This window comes from Ramlibacter paludis, assembly GCF_022012305.1.
Taxonomy (GTDB): Bacteria; Pseudomonadota; Gammaproteobacteria; order Burkholderiales; family Burkholderiaceae_C; genus Ramlibacter; species Ramlibacter paludis.
The window spans coordinates 368,105-388,530 of the sequence record NZ_JAKLTM010000002.1 but is presented as its reverse complement, the minus strand read 5'-3'; the positions used below and the strand labels follow the sequence as shown (position 1 = coordinate 388,530).

Sequence of the window (20,426 nt, the reverse complement as noted above, 5' to 3'; positions counted from 1 at the left end):
GTTTCTGCCCGTGGAGGGAAAAAAACCATGACACAAGCAACTCCCCGCAATACCGTCCAGACCCTGGTGGGGGTGGGCGTCGCGCTGGTGGGCCTCGGCCTGGCCGGCGGGGCGATCACCATCCCCGGCGAGGCCGGCTACGGCGGCGTCGGCGCCAACTTCCTGCCCTGGCTGGTGGCCACCGTGCTGTTCATCTGCGGCGTGCTGATCGTGCGTGAGTCCCTCACGGGCGGCTTCCGCGAACTCGAGGAGCCCTCGGGCGCCGCGAGCGCGTGGTGGCCCGGCCTGGTCTGGGTGTCGGCGGGCCTGCTGCTGAACGCGGCGCTGATCACCACCATCGGCTTCATCCTGAGTTGCACCCTGTGCTACATGCTGGCCGTGCAGGGCCTGCGGCGCGCCAGCGGCCAGGCCGCCAGCCGCCCGGGCGTGCTGGCCACGGACCTCGTCTCCGGCCTCGTGATCTCCGCGCCCGTGTTCTGGATGTTCACGCAGTTCCTGGCCATCAACCTTCCCGGCCTGACCTCGACGGGTTGGCTCTGATCATGGACATCTTCAACGCACTCATGCAGGGCTTCGCCACGGCGATCAGCCCGATCAACCTGATGTGGGCGCTGATCGGCTGCGTGCTGGGCACCGCCGTCGGCGTGCTGCCCGGCATCGGCCCGGCGACGGCGGTGGCCATGCTGCTGCCCATCACCGCCAAGGTGGACATCACCGCCTCCATGATCTTCTTCGCCGGCATCTACTACGGCGCGATGTACGGCGGCTCCACCACCTCGATCCTGCTGAACACGCCGGGCGAAACCGCGTCGATGGTGACGGCCATGGAGGGCAACAAGATGGCCAAGAGCGGCCGCGCCGGGCAGGCGCTGGCAACCGCGGCCATCGGCTCCTTCGTCGCGGGAACGATCGCGACGGTGCTGGTCACGATGTTCGCGCCGGCGGTGGCGGAGTTCGCCGTCAAGCTAGGCCCGCCCGAATATTTCCTGCTGATGGTGCTGGCCTTCACCACCGTGAGCGCGGTGCTGGGCAAGAGCACGCTGCGCGGCATGACGGCGCTGTTCATCGGCCTGGCCGTCGGCCTGATCGGCCTCGACCAGATCTCCGGCCAGGCGCGCTACACGGGCGGCGTGCCCGAGCTGCTCGATGGCATCGAGATCGTGCTGGTGGCGGTCGGCCTGTTCGCCGTGGCCGAAGTGCTGTACGCGGCCATGTACGAAGGGCGCGTGGTCGAGACGCAGAACAAGATGAGCCGCGTCTACATGTCCAAGAGGGACTGGAAGCGTTCCATCCCGGCGTGGCTGCGCGCCACCGCCATCGGCGCGCCCTTCGGCTGCATCCCGGCCGGCGGCACCGAGATCCCGACCTTCCTGTCCTATGCCGTCGAGAAGAAGCTGGCGAAGGGCGAGGACAAGGCGGAGTTCGGCACCACCGGCGCCATCGAAGGGGTGGCCGGTCCCGAGGCCGCCAACAACGCCACGGTGACCACCGCGCTGATCCCGCTGCTGACGCTGGGCATCCCGACCTCGAACACGACGGCCATCCTGCTCGGCGCGTTCCAGAACTACGGCATCCAGCCCGGCCCGCAGCTGTTCACCACCAGCGCCGCCCTGGTGTGGGCGCTGATCGCGTCGCTGTACATCGGCAACCTGATGCTGCTGATCCTGAACCTGCCGATGGTGAAGCTGTGGGTGCAGCTGCTGAAGATCCCGAAGCCGCAGCTGTACGCGGGCATCCTGATCTTCGCCACGGTGGGGGCCTACGGCATGCGCCAGAGCGCCTTCGACCTGGTGCTGCTGTGGGGCATCGGCCTGGTGGGCGTGCTGATGCGCCGCTTCGACTTCCCGACCGCGCCGGTGGTGGTGGGCATGATCCTGGGCCCGCTGGCCGAAGCGCAGATGCGCAACGCGGTGTCGATCGGAGAGGGCAGCTTCAAGATCTTCCTGCAGCGCCCGATGTCGCTGGTGCTGGTGGTGGTGATCGTGGCGGTGCTGGTGCTGCCGCGGCTTTACAAGCGGATGGCGGCGCGCCGGGAACTGGCGTCGATCTAGCAGGGTAGGGTGGGTTCGCGCTAGCGGCCCCACCGACGCGCCGCGCTAACATCCGGCGCATGAATGCTTCCCCGCAGCTGCCCCTGGACGGCCAGCGCATCCTGGAGCTCGCGGCCCGCTCCATGTTCGACCTGTTCGCCAACGCGAGCGAGGGCATGCTGCTGGTGGACCGCGCCGCGCGGGTGGTGTGGATCAACGACCAGTACAAGCGCTTCCTGCCCGCACTGGGCTTCCAGCGCGTCGAGGACTTCGTCGGCCACCCGGTCTCCGACGTGGTGCACAACACGCAGATGCACCGCGTGCTGGAAACCGGCAAGCCGATCCTGATCGACCTGCTGTCCAACAAGGCCGGCACCTTCGTCGTCAGCCGCATCCCGCTGCGCGACGAGGGCGGCAACGTGATCGGCGCGCTCGGCATCGTGCTGTTCGACCATCCCGAGACCACGCTGCAGCCGCTGATCCACAAGTTCGCCGCCCTGCAGCGCGACCTGGACGATGCGCGCCGCGAACTCGCCAGCCAGCGCAAGAGCAAGCACACCCTGGCCAGCTTCGTCGGCACCAGTCCGGCCGCGGTCGAAGTGAAACGGCAGGCGCGTCGGGCCGCCCAGTCGTCCAGCCCCGTGCTGCTGCTTGGCGAGACCGGCACCGGCAAGGAACTGCTGGCGCATGCCATCCACGCGGCCTCGGCGCGTTCGCGCGGACACTTCGTCAGCGTCAACATCGCCGCCGTGCCCGACACGCTGCTGGAAGCGGAATTCTTCGGCGTCGCACCGGGCGCCTATACCGGCGCGGACCGCAAGGGCCGCGAAGGCAAGTTCAAGCTGGCCGATGGCGGCACGCTGTTCCTCGACGAGATCGGCGACATGCCGCTCGCGCTCCAGCCCAAGCTGCTGCGCGCGCTGCAGGAAGGCGAGATCGAGCCGCTCGGCTCCAACCGGCTGGTGCCTTTCGACGCGCGCGTCATCGCCGCCACCTCGCGTGACCTGGCGGCCCTGGTGCGCGAAGGCAAGTTCCGCGAGGACCTCTACTACCGCCTGAACGTGCTGCCGATCAAGGTGCCGCCTCTGCGCGAGCGCCGCGCCGACATTCCGGCGCTGGCCGAAGTGCTGGTGGAGGACATCGCCTTTCGCAACGGCAGCGCGCCCTTCGAGCTCGGTCCCGAAGCGATGGCGATGCTGGCCGCGCAGAAGTGGCGCGGCAACACGCGCGAGCTGCGCAACGTGCTGGAGCAGGCGGCGATGCGCAGCGACAGCAACCACATCGAGGAGCACCAGCTCGCGCAGGTGCTGCGCGATGCCGGCATCGAGCGCATGCCGCCCGCGCCGCAGCCCTTGCACGCCGCAGTGGCGGGAGCGCGCGAGCCGCTACGGCCGCTGGCGGAGCAGGTCGCCGAAGTCGAGCGCCAGGCGATCGCCGCGGCGCTGGCGGCCACCAACGGCAACAAGGTGGCGGCCGCAAAGCTGCTCGGGATCTCGCGGGCCAAGCTCTACGAACGGCTGGAAATCGTCGCCTGAAAATCGGACACATGTCTGGAGTTCAGGCAAATGGTCGTGTACGATTTCCAGGCAATCCAGCCGGTTCATCCAAGGAAGAGCTTATGAATCAAGGACTTGGCGGCTGGCACGGCCCCTGCATGGCTGCACCCGGTAGTTCGAATTCAACAGGAGACAAAATGCATCGTCGCACTTGGGTTGCGGCCGCCGCCATGGCCGCCGCCACGCTCGCCTCGCCCGCCGTCTGGGCCCAGGCCAAGGAAATCCGCATCGCCCACGTCTACAGCCGCACCGGCCCGCTCGAGGCCTACGGCAAGCAGACGCAGACCGGCCTGCTGATGGGCCTGGAGTACGCCACCGGCGGCACGATGATGGTCAACGGCAAGAAGATCGTGCTGATCGAGAAGGACGACCAGGGCAAGCCGGACCTCGGCAAGTCGCTGCTCGCCACCGCCTATTCCGACGACAAGGCCGACGTCGCCATCGGCCCGTCGTCCTCCGGCGTCGCGCTGGCCATGCTGCCGGTCGCCGAGGAATACAAGAAGGTGCTGCTGGTCGAGCCCGCCGTGGCCGACTCCATCACCGGCGACAAGTGGAACAAGTACATCTTCCGCACCGGCCGCAACAGCTCGCAGGACGCGATCTCCAACGCCGTGGCGATGGACAAGCCCGGGACCGTCGTCGCCACGCTGGCGCAGGACTACGCCTTCGGCCGCGACGGCGTGAAGGCGTTCAAGGAAGCCCTGAAGAACGCGAAGATCGTCCACGAGGAATACCTGCCGCAGAACACGACCGATTTCACCGCCGGCATCCAGCGCCTGATCGACAAGATGAAGGACCAGCCGGGCCGCAAGGCGATCGAGGTGATCTGGGCCGGCGGCGTGCCCCCGTTCAACGCGCTGGCCGCGGCCAACCTGAAGCAGCGCTACGGCATCGACGTCTTCACCGGCGGCAACATCCTGCCGGCCATGGCCTCGTACAAGCAGTTCCCCGGCCTCGAGGGCGCCACGTACTACTACTTCGGCATCCCGAAGAACCCGGTCAACGAAGCCCTGGTGGCCAGCCACTACAAGCAGTTCAAGACCCCGCCGGACTTCTTCACCGCAGGCGGCTTCACCGCGGCGATGGCCATCGTCACCGCCCTGAAGAAAACGGGCGGCGACCCCAGCGCGGCGAAGCTGATTCCCGCGATGGAAGGCATGAGCTTCGACAGCCCCAAGGGCAAGATGACCTTCCGCAAGGAAGACCACCAGGCCATGCAGAGCATGTACCACTTCAAGATCAAGGTCGACCCGGCCTTCGCCTGGGGTGTGCCGGAACTGGTCCACGAGATCACGCCCGACGAAATGAACGTGCCGATCCGCAACAAGCGCTAGGTCACCACGGCGAGGCTGCATGTGCCGCCTCGCCCTCTCACTTGCAGATCGAACGACCCGGGGCTGCACCGGGCTGGATCGCTGTTGCCCGGACCGGAACCCGTCCTAGGAACGCATGAGCCTTCTTGCCACGAAAGACTTGACCATCCGCTTCGGCGGCCACGTCGCGGTCAACGGCGTCACCTGCTCCTTCGAGCCGGGGACGCTGACCGCGATCGTGGGCCCGAACGGCGCGGGCAAGACGACCTACTTCAACCTGATCTCGGGCCAGCTGAAGGCCAGCGCCGGCACGGTGTCGCTGGGCGGGCGCGACCTGTCGAACGAAAGCCCCTCGCAACGCACGCGCGCCGGCCTGGGCCGCGCGTTCCAGCTCACCAACCTGTTCCCGCGCCTGTCGGTGCTGGAGAACGTGCGGCTGGCGGTGCAGGCCACGCGCGAAGGGCCGCACCGGCGCGGCCTCAACCTGTGGAGCGTGTGGAGCGACCACGCGGCGCTGACGCAGCGCGCCGACGCGATCCTGGCCGAAGTGGCGATGAAGGACAAGGAACACGAGCTGGTCGCCAACCTTCCGCACGGCGACCAGCGCAAGCTGGAAGTGGCGCTGCTGATGGCGCTGGAACCGCAGGTCTACATGTTCGACGAGCCCACTGCCGGCATGAACCACGCCGAGGCGCCGGTCATCCTCGACCTCATCCGGCGCCTGAAAGCGGACAAGAGCAAGACCATCCTGCTGGTGGAACACAAGATGGACGTGGTGCGCGAACTGGCGGACCGCATCATCGTGCTGCACAACGGGACGCTGGTGGCGGATGGCCTGCCGGCCGAAGTCATTGCATCGCCCATCGTGCAAGAGGCTTACCTGGGCGTTGCGCCCAAGGAGGCCGCATGAACCTCCTCGAACTCCAAGGCGTCCACACGCACATCGGGGCGTACCACATCCTGCACGGCGTTGATCTCGCCGTGCCGCGCGCGCAGCTGACCATGCTGCTCGGACGCAATGGCGCCGGCAAGACGACCACGCTGCGGACCATCATGGGCCTGTGGCAGGCCTCGCAGGGCCGCGTGACCTTCAACGGCCAGGACATCACGGCCACCGCCACGCCGCAGATCGCCGGCCTGGGCGTGGCCTACGTGCCGGAGAACATGGGCATCTTCGCCGACCTCACGGTCAAGGAGAACATGCTGCTGGCCGCGCGCAGCGCCCGCAGCGCGGCCCAGATGGACACCCAGCGGCTGGAGTGGATCTTCCGCCTGTTCCCCGCGGTGGAGAAGTTCTGGAACCACCCGGCCGGCAAGCTCTCCGGCGGGCAGAAGCAGATGCTGGCGGTGTCGCGCGCGATCGTCGAGCCGCGCGAGCTGCTGATCGTCGACGAGCCGAGCAAGGGCCTGGCGCCGGCCATCATCAACAACATGATCGAAGCCTTTGCCGAACTGAAGGCGAGCGGCGTGACCATCCTGCTGGTCGAACAGAACATCAACTTCGCCAAGCGCCTGGGCGACACCGTGGCCGTGATGGACAACGGCGTGGTCGTGCATGCGGGTTCGATGAAGGAGCTCGCCGAAGACGAGGAGTTGCAGCGCTCGCTGCTGGGGCTGGCGCTATGAACTGGAAAGACTTCGACTGGAAGCCGCTGGCCCTGGTGCCGGTGCTTGCCTTGCTGGTGCTGCCCTTCATCGGCTCGGCCTCGACCTGGGTCACGCTCACCGTGGCCGGCCTGGCGATGGGCATGATCATCTTCATCATCGCCTCGGGCCTCACGCTGGTGTTCGGCCTGATGGACGTGCTGAACTTCGGCCATGGCGTCTTCATCGCGCTGGGCGCCTTCGTCGCCACCAGCGTGCTGGGAGCAATGGGCGACTACACGGCGTCCGGCAGCCTGTGGGTCAACCTGCTGGCGGTGCTGCCGGCGATGGTGGTGGCGATGCTCGTCGCGGGCGCCGTGGGCCTGGCCTTCGAACGCTTCATCGTGCGGCCGGTGTACGGCAACCACCTGAAGCAGATCCTGATCACCATGGGCGGCATGATCATCGGCGAGGAACTGATCAAGGTGGTCTGGGGCCCGCTGCAGATCCCGCTGCCGCTGCCCGAGGGCATGCGCGGCAGCCTCTACTTCGGCGACGCCGCGGTGGAGAAGTACCGCATGATCGCGGTGATCGTCGGCCTGGTCGTATTCGGCCTGCTGTTGTGGACGCTGACGCGCACCAAGATCGGCCTCCTGATCCGCGCCGGCGTGCAGGACCGCGAGATGGTGGAGTCGCTCGGCTACCGCATCCGCCGGTTGTTCGTCGGCGTCTTCATGGTCGGCAGCGCGCTCGCCGGCCTGGGCGGCGTGATGTGGGGCCTGTACCAGCAGAACGTGGTGCCGCAGATGGGCGCGCAGGTCAACGTGCTGATCTTCATCGTGCTGATCATCGGCGGCCTGGGTTCGACCACGGGCGCGCTGGTGGGCGCGCTGCTGGTGGGCTTGATGGCCAACTACACCGGCTTCCTGGTGCCCAAGATGGCACTGTTCTCCAACATCCTGCTGATGATGGCCATCCTGCTGTGGCGGCCGCAGGGCGTCTATGCGCTCAACAAGTAAAACCATGCTGAGCCGCATCCTCTCCAACGACTTCCCGCGCAGCCGCATCCTCGCGGTGATCCTGGTCGTGCTGCTCCTCGCGCTGGCCTTCACGCCATTCCTGATTCCCGGCGTCAAGGCGCTGAACGTCGCCGCCAAGGTGCTGGTGTTCATCGTGCTGGTCGCCAGCTTCGACCTGCTGCTGGGCTACACGGGCATCGTGAGCTTCGCGCACACGATGTTCTTCGGCATAGGCGCCTATGGCGTGGCGATCGCCTCCACGCGCCTGGGCGCGGGCTGGCCCGCCCTGGCCATCGGCACCGTGCTGGCGCTCGGCGTGTCTTTCGTGCTGGCGCTGGCCATTGGCCTGTTCTCGCTGCGGGTGCGGGCGATCTTCTTCTCGATGATCACGCTGGCCTTTGCCGCGGCCTTCCAGACACTCGCGTCGCAGCTGTCGGAGTTCACCGGCGGCGAGGACGGCCTGACCTTCAAGATGCCCGAAGTGCTGTCGCCCGGCTTCGAAGGCTCCTTCCTCGGCTACGCCTTCGACGGCAAGCTGGTCACCTACTACCTGCTGTTCGTGGCGACCGTGCTGCTGTTCCTGGCCCTGCTGCGCATCGTGAACTCGCCCTTCGGCCGGGTGCTGCAGGCGATCCGCGAGAACGAGTTCCGCGCCGAGGCAATCGGCTACCGCGTCGTCGTCTACCGCACGGTGTCCAGCATCCTGTCGGCGCTGTTCGCCACCCTGGCCGGCGCCATGCTCGCCATCTGGCTGCGGTACAACGGCCCGGACACCACGCTGTCCTTCGAGATCATGCTCGACGTGCTGCTGGTCGTCGTGATCGGCGGCATGGGCACCATCTACGGCGCCGCGATCGGCGCGGGCCTGTTCCTGGTGGCGCAAAGCTACCTGCAGGACCTGCTGAAGCTCGCCAGCGAGGCCGCCGCCGGGCTGCCGTGGCTGGCGGCGCTGCTTTCCCCGGACCGTTGGCTGCTGTGGCTGGGCCTGCTGTTCGTCTTGTCGGTCTATTACTTCCCAACCGGCGTCGTCGGCCGCCTGCGGTCGCTTGCGCCACCACAAAGGAGACGAGAGTGAGACAAAGCAAGAATCGCCTGCTGGCCTGGACCGCGGCCATCGCGTTGCCCCTGCTGCTTGCAGCCTGCGGCGGCGGCGGTGGCAGCGAGGACTCGCAGCTGAACCGCCAGACCCACCTGGGTGAAGTGCGCGGCTCCGCCGATCCCGCGACCCTCACGTGGTCGTGGAAAGGCATCCCTTATGCAAAGGCCCCGACCGGCGCGCTGCGCTGGCAGCCGCCGCAGGAGCCGGAAGCCTGGTCCACCGCCCGAGCGACCACCGCCTTCGGCAACGCCTGCGCGCAGTACGGCCGCATTTACGGCCCGGGCACCAACAACCGCTACGACGAGACCATCGGCACCACGCTGAACCAGGCCGTGGGCAGCGAGGACTGCCTGTACCTGAACGTCTGGCGCCCGGCCACCATCGTCGGCAACCTGCCGGTGATCGTGTTCTTCCACGGCGGCAGCAACGTGTCGGGCTACACCGCCGACCCGGTCTACGACGGCGCCGCCTTGTCCAAGGCCGCCAACGCGGTGGTGGTCACGGCCAACTTCCGGCTCGGCATCCTCGGCTTCATGAACATGCCGCAGCTGAAGACGGGCGACGCGGCCAACGACTCCGGCAACTACACGATGCTGGACAGCATCAAGGCGCTGCAGTTCGTGCGGACCAACGCCAAGGCCTTCGGCGGCAACCCGGACAACGTGACCATCATGGGCCAGTCCGCCGGCGCCATCAACGTGTGGGCGCTGCAGACCTCGCCGATGATGGTGGCCGCCAGCCCCAAGCTGTTCCACCGCAACGTGCCGCTCTCCGGCGGGATCTCGCTGGCCACCAACCTGCCGGCCGGCAGCATCCCGACGCTGTCGCCGGCGTCGACGTATCTCGCGCAGGGCAACGCGCTGCTGCAGAACCAGGTGATCGCCGACGGCCTGGCCACGGACGCGACTTCCGCCAACGCCTACATCGCAACCAAGACCAATGCGGAACTGGCGGCCTACATGCGCAGCAAGACGACGGCGCAGCTGTTCACGACGCTGCTGACACGCATGCCGGCGCTGGCAGGCTCGGGCCCGATTCCCGACGGCACGGTGGTGGCCGCCGACCCGATCAACGCGATCAAGGCGGGCAACTACGTGAAGGTGCCGGTGCTGGCCGGCAACGCGCGCGACGAAGGCAAGCTGTTCCCCTCCTTCCTGCCGCTCGTGGGCGGAACCGGCAACGCGCGCATCGTCACGGACGCGCAGCTGTTCACCAACCACTTCACGTACAACCCGAACGCTGCGCCGCAGACCACCGTGGAGCAGTGGCTTGCCGCGTCCTACCTGCCGGTCAACGCGCCCACCACGGGCTTCACCGCGCGCGCCGAGGCGCTGAACCGCGTCTTCTTCCTGAACAGCCGCGACAACGTGCTGAACGCGCTGAAGACGCAGCAGCAGGACGTCTGGTACTACCGCTTCGACTGGGACGAGCAGCCGGCGCCGTGGAACGACATCTATGGCGCGGTGCACGTCATCGACCTGCCGTTCATCTTCGGCAACTTCGGTCCCTCGCTGTTCGGCAACGTGTGGTTCAACAACGCCAACAAGCCGGGCCGCCTGGAGCTGTCGGCGGCGGTGATGCAGACGGTGGGCACCTTCGCCAACAGCGGGGATCCCAACAACACCTCGCTGGGCGTGGCCTGGCCGACCTGGCCGCGCACGCTGGTGTTCGACGCGACGCCGACGACCAAGGCGATCCGCGTCGAGTAGAGCATGCCGTCCCGCTCGAACTACGTCACCTGCGCCGGGCGCGAGATCCACTACACCGAGTGGGGCGCGCAGCATGCGCGCACCGTGATCGCCTGGCATGGCCTGGCGCGCACGGGGCGCGACATGGACGAACTGGCCGAGTCGCTGTCGGACCGCTACCGGGTGATCTGCCCCGACACGATAGGCCGGGGCCTGAGCCAATGGAGCCCGGATCCCGGCAACGAGTACCAGTTGTCCTTCTACGCGCGGATCGCGGCGGACCTGTTCGAGCAGTTGGGCGTGCAGCGCGCGCACTGGGTGGGCACCTCGATGGGAGGGGCCATCGGCATGGTGTGCGCGGGCGGTGCGCTGCAAGAGCGCATCCGCAGCCTCGTGCTGAACGACAACGCGCCGCGCCTGGCACCGGCGGCGCTGGAACGCATCAAGGCCTATGCGGGCAATCCGCCGGCCTTCGAGACGATGGCGCAGCTGGAAGGCTTCTTCCGCCAGGTCTACAAGCCTTTCGGCTGGCTGAGCGACGCGCAGTGGCGGCGCCTGGCCGAGACCTCGGCGCGCCGGCTGCCGGATGGGCGCCTGACGCCGCATTACGACCCGGCGATGGTGCGCCAGTTCATCGACCATCCCGACGACTACGCGCTGTGGTCCGACTACGACCGCATCGAGGTACCGGTGCTGCTGCTGCGGGGCGCGGATTCCGATCTCGTGCTGCGCGATGCGGCCGACGAGATGCGCACGCGCGGGCCGGGCACGAAGGGACTGCTGAAGGTGGTGGAGATCGCAGGCTGCGGGCATGCCCCGGCGCTGAACGTGCCGGAGCAGCTGGAACTGGTGCGCGCCTTCATCGACGCCGCCGACGACTAGGCCTTCGTAGCCCACCCCGCCAGGTTCTGCTCCGCGATCCCGCCCAGCGCGGCGATCCAGTCGGTCTCGTCGTTCAGGCAAGGGATGTAGTGGAACTCCTTGCCGCCGGCTTCCAGGAAGGCCTCGCGGCCTTCCTGCGCGATTTCTTCCAGCGTTTCCAGGCAATCGCTGGTGAAGCCCGGGCACACGACGTCCACGCGCTTCGTGCCCGCCTTCGCGAGCTTCTTCAAGGTCGGCTCCGTGGCCGGCTCCAGCCACTTCGCCCGGCCGAAGCGCGACTGGAAGGTCAGCGTGAACTGCGAGGGATCGAGCTGCAGCCACTCGGCCAGCAGGCGCGCCGTCTTCTGGCATTCCGCGTGGTAAGGGTCACCGAGCCGGACGGTCCGCTCGGGTACGCCGTGGAAGCTCATGACCAGGTGTTCCGCCTTGCCGTTTTCCCGCCAGTGGCGCTCGATGCGCCGCGCCAGGGCCTGCACGTAGCCGCGGTCGTCGTGGTAGCGATTGACGAAGCGCAGCTCGGGAATGCTGCGCTGGCGCGCGCTCCAGGCGTTGACCGCGTCGATGACGCTGGCCGTCGTCGTGCCCGAATACTGCGGATAGGCGCTCAGGATCACGATGCGGTTCGCGCCGGCTTGCGCCAGGGCGTCGAGGCGGCTGGCGATGGATGGCGAGCCGTAGCGCATCGCATAGCCCACCTTCACCCGGTGCCCGCGCTCGCCCAGCCAGCCTTGCAGGCGCTTGGCCTGGCGCTCGGTCCAGAACTTCAGCGGCGAGCCGTCGGGCGTCCAGATGGTGGCGTACTTGGCAGCGGACTTGGCGGCACGCAGCGGCAGGATCACCCCGTAGAGAATGGGCAGCCAGGCAAGGCGCGGGATCTCGACGACCCGCGGATCGCTGAGGAATTCCCGCAGGTAGGTGCGCACGGCGGCGGGGGTCGGCGCTTCCGGCGTGCCCAGGTTGCAAAGCAGGACGGCGGTGAAGGGCTGCGGTTCGGAGGGTTTTACGGCCATGCGGTATTCTCGCGCCCCATGCTGGACCTGGCGAAAATCAAAGCCGTCACGATCGATCTCGATGACACCCTGTGGCCGATCTGGCCCGTGATCGAGCGCGCGGAGAAGGCCTTGCATCGCTGGCTGGTGGAGCATGCGCCCATGACCGCGGCGCTCTTTTCCAACCCGCTGGCGCTGCGCGAGATCCGCGAGGCCATGACGCACCAGCGGCCGGACCTGAAGCACGACATGAGCGCCCTGCGCCGCGAATCGATCCGCTTCGCGCTCACGCGTGCCGAGGAAGATCCGGGGCTGGCCGAGCCCGCCTTCGAAGCCTTCTTTGCCGAGCGCCAGAACGTCACCCTGTTCGACGACGCACTGCCGGCGCTGGAGCACCTGGCTGCCCGCTTCCCGGTGGTGGCCCTGTCGAACGGCAACGCGGACGTGCAGCGCATCGGGCTGGGCCGCTTCTTCCGCGCAAGCATCAATGCGCGCGAATTCGGCGTCGGCAAGCCCGACCCGCGCATCTTCCTGGCCGCGGCCGGCGCGGTGGACGTGCAGCCGGAGCAGGTGCTGCACATCGGCGACGACGTCACCCTCGATGCGCTGGGTGCGCTCAATGCGGGCATGCAGGCGGCGTGGCTCAATCGCTCGGACCAGATCTGGCCGCACGAGCAGGAGCCGCATGTGACGCTGGCGAGCCTGGACGAACTGCGCGAGCTGTTTGCCTGATGGGGGATGGTGGGGTCGCTTCGCGAACCCACCTACAGGAGGCCGGCAACCGCGATGCCCGATCGCACCGCGCCTTCGATCGTCGCGGGGTAAGGGCCATCCACATAGTCCCCGCAAGCCCACAGCCGCGGCGCCACGGCTTGCGGCGGGCGCACCAGCCCCGGCACGCAGGCAAAGGTCGCGCGCTTCTCCACCACGGTCTGCAGCGGCTGCACGTGCCATCCGAGCGAGCGCGCCTGGGCCAGCACCTTCGCCTCCAGCGTTTCCTTGTCGCCTTGGCTGGCACTGACGACGAAGGCCAGCAGGCCTGCCGGCCCGCCCAGCTGCGAGCGGTCGAACACGAATTGCGCGGGCGCGTCTGGCCCGCTGCTCAAGGCCAGCATGGGGCAGGGCAGGCGCGGCCCGCCCGTGACGTAGACGGTGGCAATGGCCTCGTGGCCCAGCGCCTCGGCTTGCGCGGCCCACGCGCTGCCGGCCGGCGCCGCGCCACGCGCCAGCCGCGCGGCTTCGGGCGCGGGACAGGCCAGCACCACCGCGTCGAATCGCTCGCCGTCGACGGCGCAGCGCGCATCGGTCGCGGCCACGGCCTGCACGCGCTGGCCGAGACGCACCTCCGCGCCCTTGGCTTGCAGCCAGGCGATGGCAGCTTGGGGGAACAGGCGCCCCAGGTCCTGGCGCGGCAGCAGCAGGTTCGAGGCGCCCCAGCGGCCGTGCCCGCGCCCGAACAGGGAGTCGCGCAGCACGCGCAGGAACACCGCGCCACTGGATTGCGCGGCCGGCGTGTTGAGCGCCGAGACGCACAGCGGCTCGATCAGGTCGTCGCGCACGCGCTGCGTGAGCTTGGTGCACAGGTCCGCCACGCTGGCCTGCGGCGGGCACTGGAAGCGCGCACGCTGCCACGCCAGGGATGCGCGCAGCAGCGACCATTTGTCGGCCCAACTCCAGCCGCGCGCGGTGAGGATGCCCGCGGCCGCATCCAGCGGCGCCTGCCAAAGTGGCAGGGCCAGTCCGCTGCCATCGGGATGGCGCAGCACCAGCGGCAGGCGCAGCAAGACATCGTCGAGGCGCACGCCCACCTGCTCCATCAGCGTCAGGGTCTCGACGTAGGCGCCGATCAGGATGTGCTGGCCGTTATCGAGCAGCAGGTCGCCCACGGGCAGGGTGCGGGCGCGTCCGCCCGGCAGCCGCGCGGCCTCGAACACCGTGACCGCGTGGCCGCGCTGCGTGGCCGCGACGGCCGCCGCAAGACCGCCCCAGCCGGCGCCGACGACCGCAAGCCGCATCAGGACAGCTTGCCCAGCGCCTGCACCTTCCAGGCCAGCCAGAGCTTGCGCACCGGCGTGAGGCTGATGCGCTGGTTCAGCACCTTGAAGTCCTCGGCCTCGATCTCGCGCAGCAGCGTGCGGTAGATGCTGGACATCATCAGGCCCGGCTTCTGCGCGCGCCTGTCCTCGGGCGGCAGCAGGGCGAGCGCTTCGTCGTAGAGCGCATGCGCGCGCGCCGCCTGGAACTTCATCAACTCCACGAAACGCGGCGAATGGATGCGCCCCAGGATCTCGTGCGCCTTGACGTCGAACTGCTGCAGCTCGTTGACCGGCAGGTAGATGCGGCCGCGCAGCGCGTCCTCGCCGACGTCGCGGATGATGTTGGTCAGCTGGAAGGCCAGCCCCAGCTTGTGCGCGTAGTCGGTGGTCGCGGGTTGCGTCTGGCCGAAGATCCGCGCCGCCACCTCGCCGACCACGCCGGCCACCAGGTGGCAATAGCGCTGCAGGCCGGGGTAGTCGAGGTAGCGGGTCTGCTCCAGGTCCATCTGGCAGCCGCGGATCACCGACTGCAGGTGGTCCTGCTCGATGCCGAAGCCGGGCACGTGCGGCATCAACGCCCGCATCACCGGGTGCGAGGGCTGGCCGCGGAAGGATTGCGCCACCTCGGTCGCCCACCAGGCCAGCTTGGTCTGCGCGATCTGCGGGTCGCTCACCTCGTCGACCACGTCGTCCACCTCGCGGCAGAAGGCGTAGAAGGCCGTGATGGCCGCGCGCCGCGGCGGCGGCAGGAAGAGGAAGGCGTAGTAGAAGCTGCTGCCCGACGCGGCTGCTTTCTCTTGTACGTATTGTTCCGGCGTCATTCCCGCGATTTTCACATCCGGAGAGTGCGCCACAGCAACACCGGCATGTCGCGCGCACGCAGCTTGGGGCGCACGTGCAGCGTGTCGAAGCCGCCGGCGGCAATGCGATCGAGGATGCGCAGCCCGCCTTGCACCACCAGCCGCAGCTCCCAGCCCGCGCGTCCCGGGATGCGCTTGGCGAGCGGCGCGCCGCGCAGCATGATCGCGCGCGCCCAGTCGCATAGTTCCGCGACCATCTCGCGGGCGCGCGCGTCCTCGCCCCAGCGCTCGGGATGCGCCGGGTCCAGCCCATGCCGCAGCGCGTCTTCGGTCGGCACGTAGTAGCGGCCACGCGGAATGTCGACGCTCAGGTCCTGCCAGAAGTTAATCAATTGCAGGGCGCTGCAGACCGCGTCGCTCATTGCCAGCAAAGAATCGTCGCGTACAAGATACAGATGCAGCAGCAATCGACCCACCGGATCGGCCGAACGGCGGCAGTACGCAAGAAGTTCTCGCCGGTCCAGGTAGCCGGCGCCGGCGCGCGTCTTGGCGACGTCCTGGGCGAAGGCATCGAGCAGGTCGGCCAGGGGCTGGAAAGGCAGCTGGAAGTCCGCGATGGCGCGGCGCAGCGGCCCGAAAACAGCGGGCCAGCGGCCCGAATCAGTCGTCCCTGCAAACGCCGCCTTCAGGTCGCTTCGGTAGGCATCCAGCTCCGAAAGGCGCGTCTCGGCGGGTGCATCGCCCTCGTCGGCGATGTCGTCGGCGGTGCGCGCGAACCGGTAGATCGCCGCGATCGGCGGGCGCAGCCGGGGCGGGCACAACCACGAGGCGACCGGGAAGTTTTCGTAGTGGTCGACCCGCGCGTGCCGGTGGTCGGTGGGAGGCATCACAACAAGATTGTCGCTTGACAAGGATGAGGCATTTTTCTAGATTACTAACCGGTCAGTCATTAACTAAAACAAGAACCCCGCAAAGCTGGAAATGTTACTTGCCGTAACTCGACCGTTTTGCGAAGCTCGGACCAGCCGCCATGAAGAAACCTACCGTCCGCTCGCTGTCCTGGAGCGTCATCGCCATCTCCTCCATCCTGTTGGCCGCGTGCTCGCGCCCCGAGGCGCCGGCCGAGCCGGTGCGCGCGGTCAAGGTGATCACGGTGGGCGCCACGTCGCTGCAGGCGATGCGCGAGTTCTCCGGCGAGGTCAAGCCGCGCGTCGAATCGCGCCTGGGCTTCCGCGTGGCCGGCAAGGTGACGCGCCGCCAGGCCGAGGTGGGCCAGCGCGTGCGCGCCGGCCAGCTGCTGGCGCAGCTCGATCCGCAGGACTACCGCCTGGCCGCCGACGCGGCACGCGCGCAAGTAGCCGCAGCCACCACCAACCGTGACCTCGCCGCCGCGGACCTGAAGCGCTACCGGACCCTGAAGGAACAGAACTTCATCAGCGGCGCCGAAGTCGAGCGCCGCGAGAGCGCGCTGAAGGCGGCGCAGGCGCAACTGGAACAGGCGCAGGCGCAACTTTCGTCGCAGGGCAACCAGGCTCGCTACACCGACTTGCTGGCGGACGTCTCGGGCGTGGTCACCGCGGTGGAAGCCGAGCCGGGCCAAGTGGTGGCCGCCGGCACGCCCATCGTGCGGATCGCGCAGGACGGTCCGCGCGACGTGGTGTTCGCGGTGCCCGAGGACAAGATGGCCCTGCTGCAACCCGGCGGGCTGGTGCAGGTCAAGGTCTGGGCCGGCAATGCGACGCTCCCCGGTCGCATCCGTGAAGTCGCCGCCAGCGCCGATCCCGTCACGCGCACCTATCCCGTGAAGGTGGCGCTGGAAGGCGCGACGCAGCCCCCGCTGGGTGCGACGGTTTCGGTGATGCCGCAGGCAACCGGCCATGCGGGCCAGCAGGTGATCAAGCTGCCCACCAGCGCGTTGCGCCAGGAAGGGCAGGGCACGGCGGTGTGGGTCCTGGACAAGTCCACGATGACGGTGCGTTCGCAGCGGGTCCAGGTGGCCACCGCCGACGGCAACGAAGCCGTGATCGCCTCGGGCCTGCAGCCCGGCATGCTGGTGGTTTCCGCCGGGGTGCACGTGCTGTCGCCGGGCCAGAAGGTCACGATCTGGCAGGACAAGACCGCGGCCGTCCCGCCGCTCGCGTCGCAGCCGGTGGCCGTGCCGAAGACGGGCGTGGCGCAGACCGCGAACGTCCCCGTGACGCGCTGAGGCCGCCATGAGCGACACGACGAGCCGCGAGCGCTTCAACCTCTCGCGCTGGGCCCTCGAGCATCCCGCGCTCACGCGCTACCTGATGGTGGTGCTGCTGCTGCTGGGATTCGCTTCCTACTTCCAGCTGGGGCAGGACGAGGATCCCCCCTTCACCTTCCGCGCGATGATCCTGCGCGTGTTCTGGCCCGGTGCCACGGCGCAGCAGATGGCCGAACAGGTCACCGACAAGCTCGAACGGACGCTGCAGGAAGTGCCGTACTCGGACGTGATCCGCAGCTACTCCAAGCCGGGCGAGGCGCTGGTCGTGCTGCAGATCAAGGACTCGTCGCGCGCCGCCGAAGTGCCCAACGTCTGGTACACGGTGCGCAAGAAGGTCGGCGACATGCGCTCGACCCTGCCGCAGGGCGTGGTCGGGCCCTTCTTCAACGACGAATACGGCGACGTCTTCGGCGTGATCTACGCGCTGGAGGCCGACAACGGCTACAGCTATGCGGAGGTGAAGACCTTTGCCGACGACGTGCGCCAGCAGCTGCTGCGCGTGCCCGACGTGGCCAAGGTGGAACTGTTCGGCGTGCAGGACGAGAAGCTCTACGTCGAGATCTCGCAGAAGCGGCTGTCGCAGCTGGGCCTGGACCTGAACCAGGTGATCGCGCAGCTCGGGCAGCAGAACGCCGTGGAGGCCGCCGGCGCCATCAACACCCCGCAGGACGTCGTGCAGGTGCGCGTGGGCGGCCAGTTCGAGGCCGTCGAGCAACTGCGCGCGATGCCGATCCGCGGCGGCTCCGGCAACCAGATCCGCCTGGGCGACATCGCCGAGGTGAAGCGCGGCTACGTCGACCCGCCGCAGGTGAAGGTGCGGCACCAGGGCAAGGAAGTCGTGGCGCTGGGCGTGTCGATGGCGCGCGGCGGCGACATCATCCGCCTGGGCAAGTCGCTGCAGGCGGCCACGCACCGCATCGACGACGGCCTGCCGGCGGGCATCCGCCTGGTGCAGGTGCAGGACCAGCCGAAGGCGGTGTCGACCTCGGTCGGCGAGTTCGTGCACGTGCTGATCGAGGCCGTTGCGATCGTGCTCGCCGTGAGCTTCATCAGCCTGGGCTTCCATCGCCGCCCCGACGCCGCCACGTTGCCCGTCTGGAAGCGCTGGTACGTCGACATGCGCCCCGGTCTGGTCGTGGGCATCACCATCCCGCTGGTGCTGGCGGTCACCTTCCTGGCGATGAACTACTGGGGCATCGGCCTGCACAAGATCTCGCTGGGCTCGCTGATCATCGCGCTCGGCCTGCTGGTGGACGACGCCATCATCGCAGTGGAGATGATGGTGCGGAAGATGGAGGAGGGCTACGACAAGGTCCGCGCCGCCACCTTTGCCTACGAAGTGACGGCGATGCCGATGCTGACCGGCACGCTGATCACCGCCACCGGCTTCCTGCCGATCGGCATGGCCCGCTCCACGGTGGGCGAGTACACCTTCGCGATCTTCGCGGTGACGGTGGTCGCGCTGGTGCTGTCCTGGTTCGTCTCGGTGTACTTCGTGCCTTACCTCGGCACGCTGCTGCTCAAGGCCAAGCCGGTGGCGCCGGGGCAGGAGCACCACGAGCACTTCGACACGCCCTTCTACCGCAACTTCCGCGGCGTCGTGAACTGGTGCGTGGAGCATCGCTGGAAAACCATCGCGGCCACGCTGGCGCTGTTCGCGCTGGGCATCGTCGGCATGGGCAAGGTGCAGCAGCAGTTCTTCCCCGATTCCAGCCGGCCCGAGATCCTGGTGGACATCTGGTTTGCCGAAGGCACCTCCTTCGCCTCCAACGAGGAAACCACCAAGCGCTTCGAGGCGCGCCTGATGCGCGAGCCGGGCGTGACCGACGTCACCACCTGGGTCGGCTCCGGCGTGCCGCGCTTCTACCTGCCGCTGGACCAGATCTTTCCGCAGAGCAATGCCTCGCAGTTGATCATCCAGCCGAAGGACCTGGCCACGCGCGAAACCCTGCGCGTGAAGCTGCCGGCCCTGCTGGCCACCGAATTCCCCGAGGTGCGCGGGCGCGTCAAGCTGCTGCCCAACGGACCGCCGGTGCCTTACCCGGTGCAGTTCCGCGTGCTGGGCCCGGACCCGATCGCGCTGCGCGAGCGGGCCGACGAAGTGAAGGCCGCGATGCGGCAAAGCCCCAACACGCGCGGCGTCAACGACAACTGGAACGAAGCGGTGAAGGTGCTGCGCCTGGAGATCGACCAGGACAAGGCGCGCGCGCTGGGCGTCACCAGCCAGTCGATCGCGCAGGCCAGCAAGACCATCCTCTCGGGGACCACCATCGGCCAGTACCGCGAGGGCGACAAGCTGATCGACATCCTGCTGCGCCAGCCGCAGGAAGAGCGCAGCGCGATCACCGACATCGGCAACGCCTACCTGCCCACGGCTTCGGGCAAGTCGATTCCGCTCACGCAGATCGCCAAGCCGGTGTTCACCTGGGAGCCGGGCGTGATGTGGCGCGAGGGCCGCCAGTACGCCATCACGGTGCAGAGCGACATCATCGAAGGGATGCAGGGCGCGACCGTGACGCAGGAGTTGCTGCCGAAGCTCAAGGAGCTGGAGCGCGCCTGGCCGGCCGGCTACCGCATCACGGTGGCCGGCGCGGTGGAGGAGAGCGGCAAGGGCACGTCGTCGATCGCCGCCGGCATGCCGCTGATGCTGTTCATCACCTTCACGCTCCTCATGCTGCAATTGCACAGCTTCAGCCGCAGCGTGCTGGTGTTCCTGACCGGGTTCCTCGGCATCACCGGCGTGGCCGCTGCCTTGCTGCTGCTGAACCGGCCGTTCGGCTTCGTGGCGCTGCTGGGCGTGATCGCGCTCATGGGGATGATCCAGCGCAACTCCGTGATCCTGATCGACCAGATCGAGCAGGACCGCGCGCGCGGCGTTCCGGCCTGGGAGGCGATCGTCGAGTCGGCGGTGCGGCGCCTGCGCCCCATCGTGCTGACGGCGGCCGCCGCGGTGCTGGCGATGATCCCGCTGTCGCGGTCGGTCTTCTGGGGCCCGATGGCCGTCGCCATCATGGGCGGGCTGGTGGTTGCCACCGTGCTGACGCTGCTCGCGCTGCCGGCCATGTATGCGGCATGGTTCCGGGTGAAACGGGAACCGGCCTGAGGTTTTCTCGGGTCCCCGCCTACTCGGGGATGACCTCGTTTCGCAAGGTCAGTTAAAATCGCCTGTTGACCGGATTCGA

17 protein-coding genes are annotated in these 20,426 nt (G+C 68.3%); 13 read left to right on the top strand and 4 right to left on the bottom strand.

What is annotated here, in order from left to right; genetic code table 11:
- Nucleotides 1–27: 27 nt before the first annotated feature.
- The 10 genes from LZ009_RS08550 (at nucleotide 28) to LZ009_RS08505 (ending at nucleotide 11,171) form a co-directional block, all read left to right on the top strand.
- The gene (locus tag LZ009_RS08550) at nucleotides 28–540 is read left to right on the top strand and encodes a tripartite tricarboxylate transporter TctB family protein (RefSeq protein WP_275697482.1); all 513 of its coding nucleotides are present in this window, start codon (nucleotides 28–30) and stop codon (nucleotides 538–540) included.
- 2 nt (nucleotides 541–542) lie between these two features.
- The gene (locus LZ009_RS08545; protein WP_275697481.1) at nucleotides 543–2,051 is read left to right on the top strand and encodes a tripartite tricarboxylate transporter permease; all 1,509 of its coding nucleotides are present in this window, start codon (nucleotides 543–545) and stop codon (nucleotides 2,049–2,051) included.
- Nucleotides 2,052–2,110: 59 nt separating this feature from the next.
- Nucleotides 2,111–3,565, top strand: a complete 1,455-nt coding sequence (locus LZ009_RS08540) for a sigma-54 interaction domain-containing protein (RefSeq protein ID WP_275697480.1) — start codon at nucleotides 2,111–2,113, stop codon at nucleotides 3,563–3,565.
- A gap of 158 nt (nucleotides 3,566–3,723) precedes the next feature.
- On the top strand, nucleotides 3,724–4,920 hold the full coding sequence (locus tag LZ009_RS08535) for a substrate-binding domain-containing protein (RefSeq protein ID WP_275697479.1): 1,197 nt from the start codon (nucleotides 3,724–3,726) through the stop codon (nucleotides 4,918–4,920).
- 115 nt (nucleotides 4,921–5,035) lie between these two features.
- The gene (locus tag LZ009_RS08530) at nucleotides 5,036–5,809 is read left to right on the top strand and encodes an ABC transporter ATP-binding protein (protein WP_275697478.1); all 774 of its coding nucleotides are present in this window, start codon (nucleotides 5,036–5,038) and stop codon (nucleotides 5,807–5,809) included.
- The gene (locus LZ009_RS08525; RefSeq protein WP_275697477.1) at nucleotides 5,806–6,525 is read left to right on the top strand and encodes an ABC transporter ATP-binding protein; all 720 of its coding nucleotides are present in this window, start codon (nucleotides 5,806–5,808) and stop codon (nucleotides 6,523–6,525) included. Before LZ009_RS08530 ends, LZ009_RS08525 begins: the two co-directional genes overlap by 4 nt.
- Nucleotides 6,522–7,502 carry a branched-chain amino acid ABC transporter permease gene (locus tag LZ009_RS08520; RefSeq protein ID WP_275697476.1) on the top strand — a complete coding sequence of 327 codons (981 nt, stop codon included), beginning with the start codon at nucleotides 6,522–6,524 and terminating at the stop codon, nucleotides 7,500–7,502. Before LZ009_RS08525 ends, LZ009_RS08520 begins: the two co-directional genes overlap by 4 nt.
- A 4-nt stretch (nucleotides 7,503–7,506) precedes the next feature.
- Nucleotides 7,507–8,577, top strand: coding sequence for a branched-chain amino acid ABC transporter permease (locus LZ009_RS08515; protein ID WP_275697475.1), 1,071 nt, complete (start codon nucleotides 7,507–7,509; stop codon nucleotides 8,575–8,577).
- Entirely contained in the window at nucleotides 8,574–10,310 is a 1,737-nt protein-coding gene (locus LZ009_RS08510; RefSeq protein WP_275697474.1) for a carboxylesterase/lipase family protein, read from the top strand. The genes LZ009_RS08515 and LZ009_RS08510 overlap by 4 nt, the downstream gene beginning before the upstream one ends.
- Before the next feature lie 3 nt (nucleotides 10,311–10,313).
- Complete coding sequence (locus LZ009_RS08505; RefSeq protein ID WP_275697473.1) at nucleotides 10,314–11,171, top strand: alpha/beta fold hydrolase; 858 nt, start codon at nucleotides 10,314–10,316, stop codon at nucleotides 11,169–11,171.
- On the opposite strand, the gene hemH is transcribed toward LZ009_RS08505, so the two are convergent.
- Nucleotides 11,168–12,181 (bottom strand): ferrochelatase, encoded by a 1,014-nt coding sequence (gene hemH / locus LZ009_RS08500; protein WP_275697472.1) that lies wholly within the window; start codon nucleotides 12,179–12,181, stop codon nucleotides 11,168–11,170. The genes LZ009_RS08505 and hemH overlap by 4 nt on opposite strands.
- Before the next feature lie 18 nt (nucleotides 12,182–12,199).
- Between hemH and LZ009_RS08495 the strand changes: the two genes are divergently transcribed.
- On the top strand, nucleotides 12,200–12,892 hold the full coding sequence (locus LZ009_RS08495; protein WP_275697471.1) for an HAD family hydrolase: 693 nt from the start codon (nucleotides 12,200–12,202) through the stop codon (nucleotides 12,890–12,892).
- A 32-nt stretch (nucleotides 12,893–12,924) separates the two neighbouring features.
- Here LZ009_RS08495 and hpnE read toward each other — a convergent pair whose 3' ends face one another.
- The 3 genes from hpnE to hpnC are packed head-to-tail and all read right to left on the bottom strand — an operon-like array spanning nucleotide 12,925 to nucleotide 15,883.
- Complete coding sequence (hpnE, locus tag LZ009_RS08490; protein WP_275697470.1) at nucleotides 12,925–14,175, bottom strand: hydroxysqualene dehydroxylase HpnE; 1,251 nt, start codon at nucleotides 14,173–14,175, stop codon at nucleotides 12,925–12,927.
- Entirely contained in the window at nucleotides 14,175–15,017 is an 843-nt protein-coding gene (gene hpnD / locus LZ009_RS08485; protein WP_275697469.1) for a presqualene diphosphate synthase HpnD, read from the bottom strand. Before hpnD ends, hpnE begins: the two co-directional genes overlap by 1 nt.
- Nucleotides 15,018–15,028: 11 nt before the next feature.
- Nucleotides 15,029–15,883: a squalene synthase HpnC gene (gene hpnC, locus LZ009_RS08480; protein ID WP_275697468.1), complete on the bottom strand. Its 855-nt coding sequence runs from the start codon at nucleotides 15,881–15,883 to the stop codon at nucleotides 15,029–15,031.
- A 143-nt stretch (nucleotides 15,884–16,026) separates the two neighbouring features.
- Here hpnC and LZ009_RS08475 point away from each other — a divergent pair, with 143 nt between their 5' ends.
- Both LZ009_RS08475 and LZ009_RS08470 read left to right on the top strand, forming a co-directional pair.
- On the top strand, nucleotides 16,027–17,202 hold the full coding sequence (locus LZ009_RS08475) for an efflux RND transporter periplasmic adaptor subunit (RefSeq protein ID WP_275697467.1): 1,176 nt from the start codon (nucleotides 16,027–16,029) through the stop codon (nucleotides 17,200–17,202).
- A gap of 7 nt (nucleotides 17,203–17,209) precedes the next feature.
- A complete protein-coding gene (locus tag LZ009_RS08470) occupies nucleotides 17,210–20,347 on the top strand; it encodes an efflux RND transporter permease subunit (RefSeq protein ID WP_275697466.1) in 3,138 nt (1,045 codons plus the stop codon).
- Nucleotides 20,348–20,426: the final 79 nt, after the last annotated feature.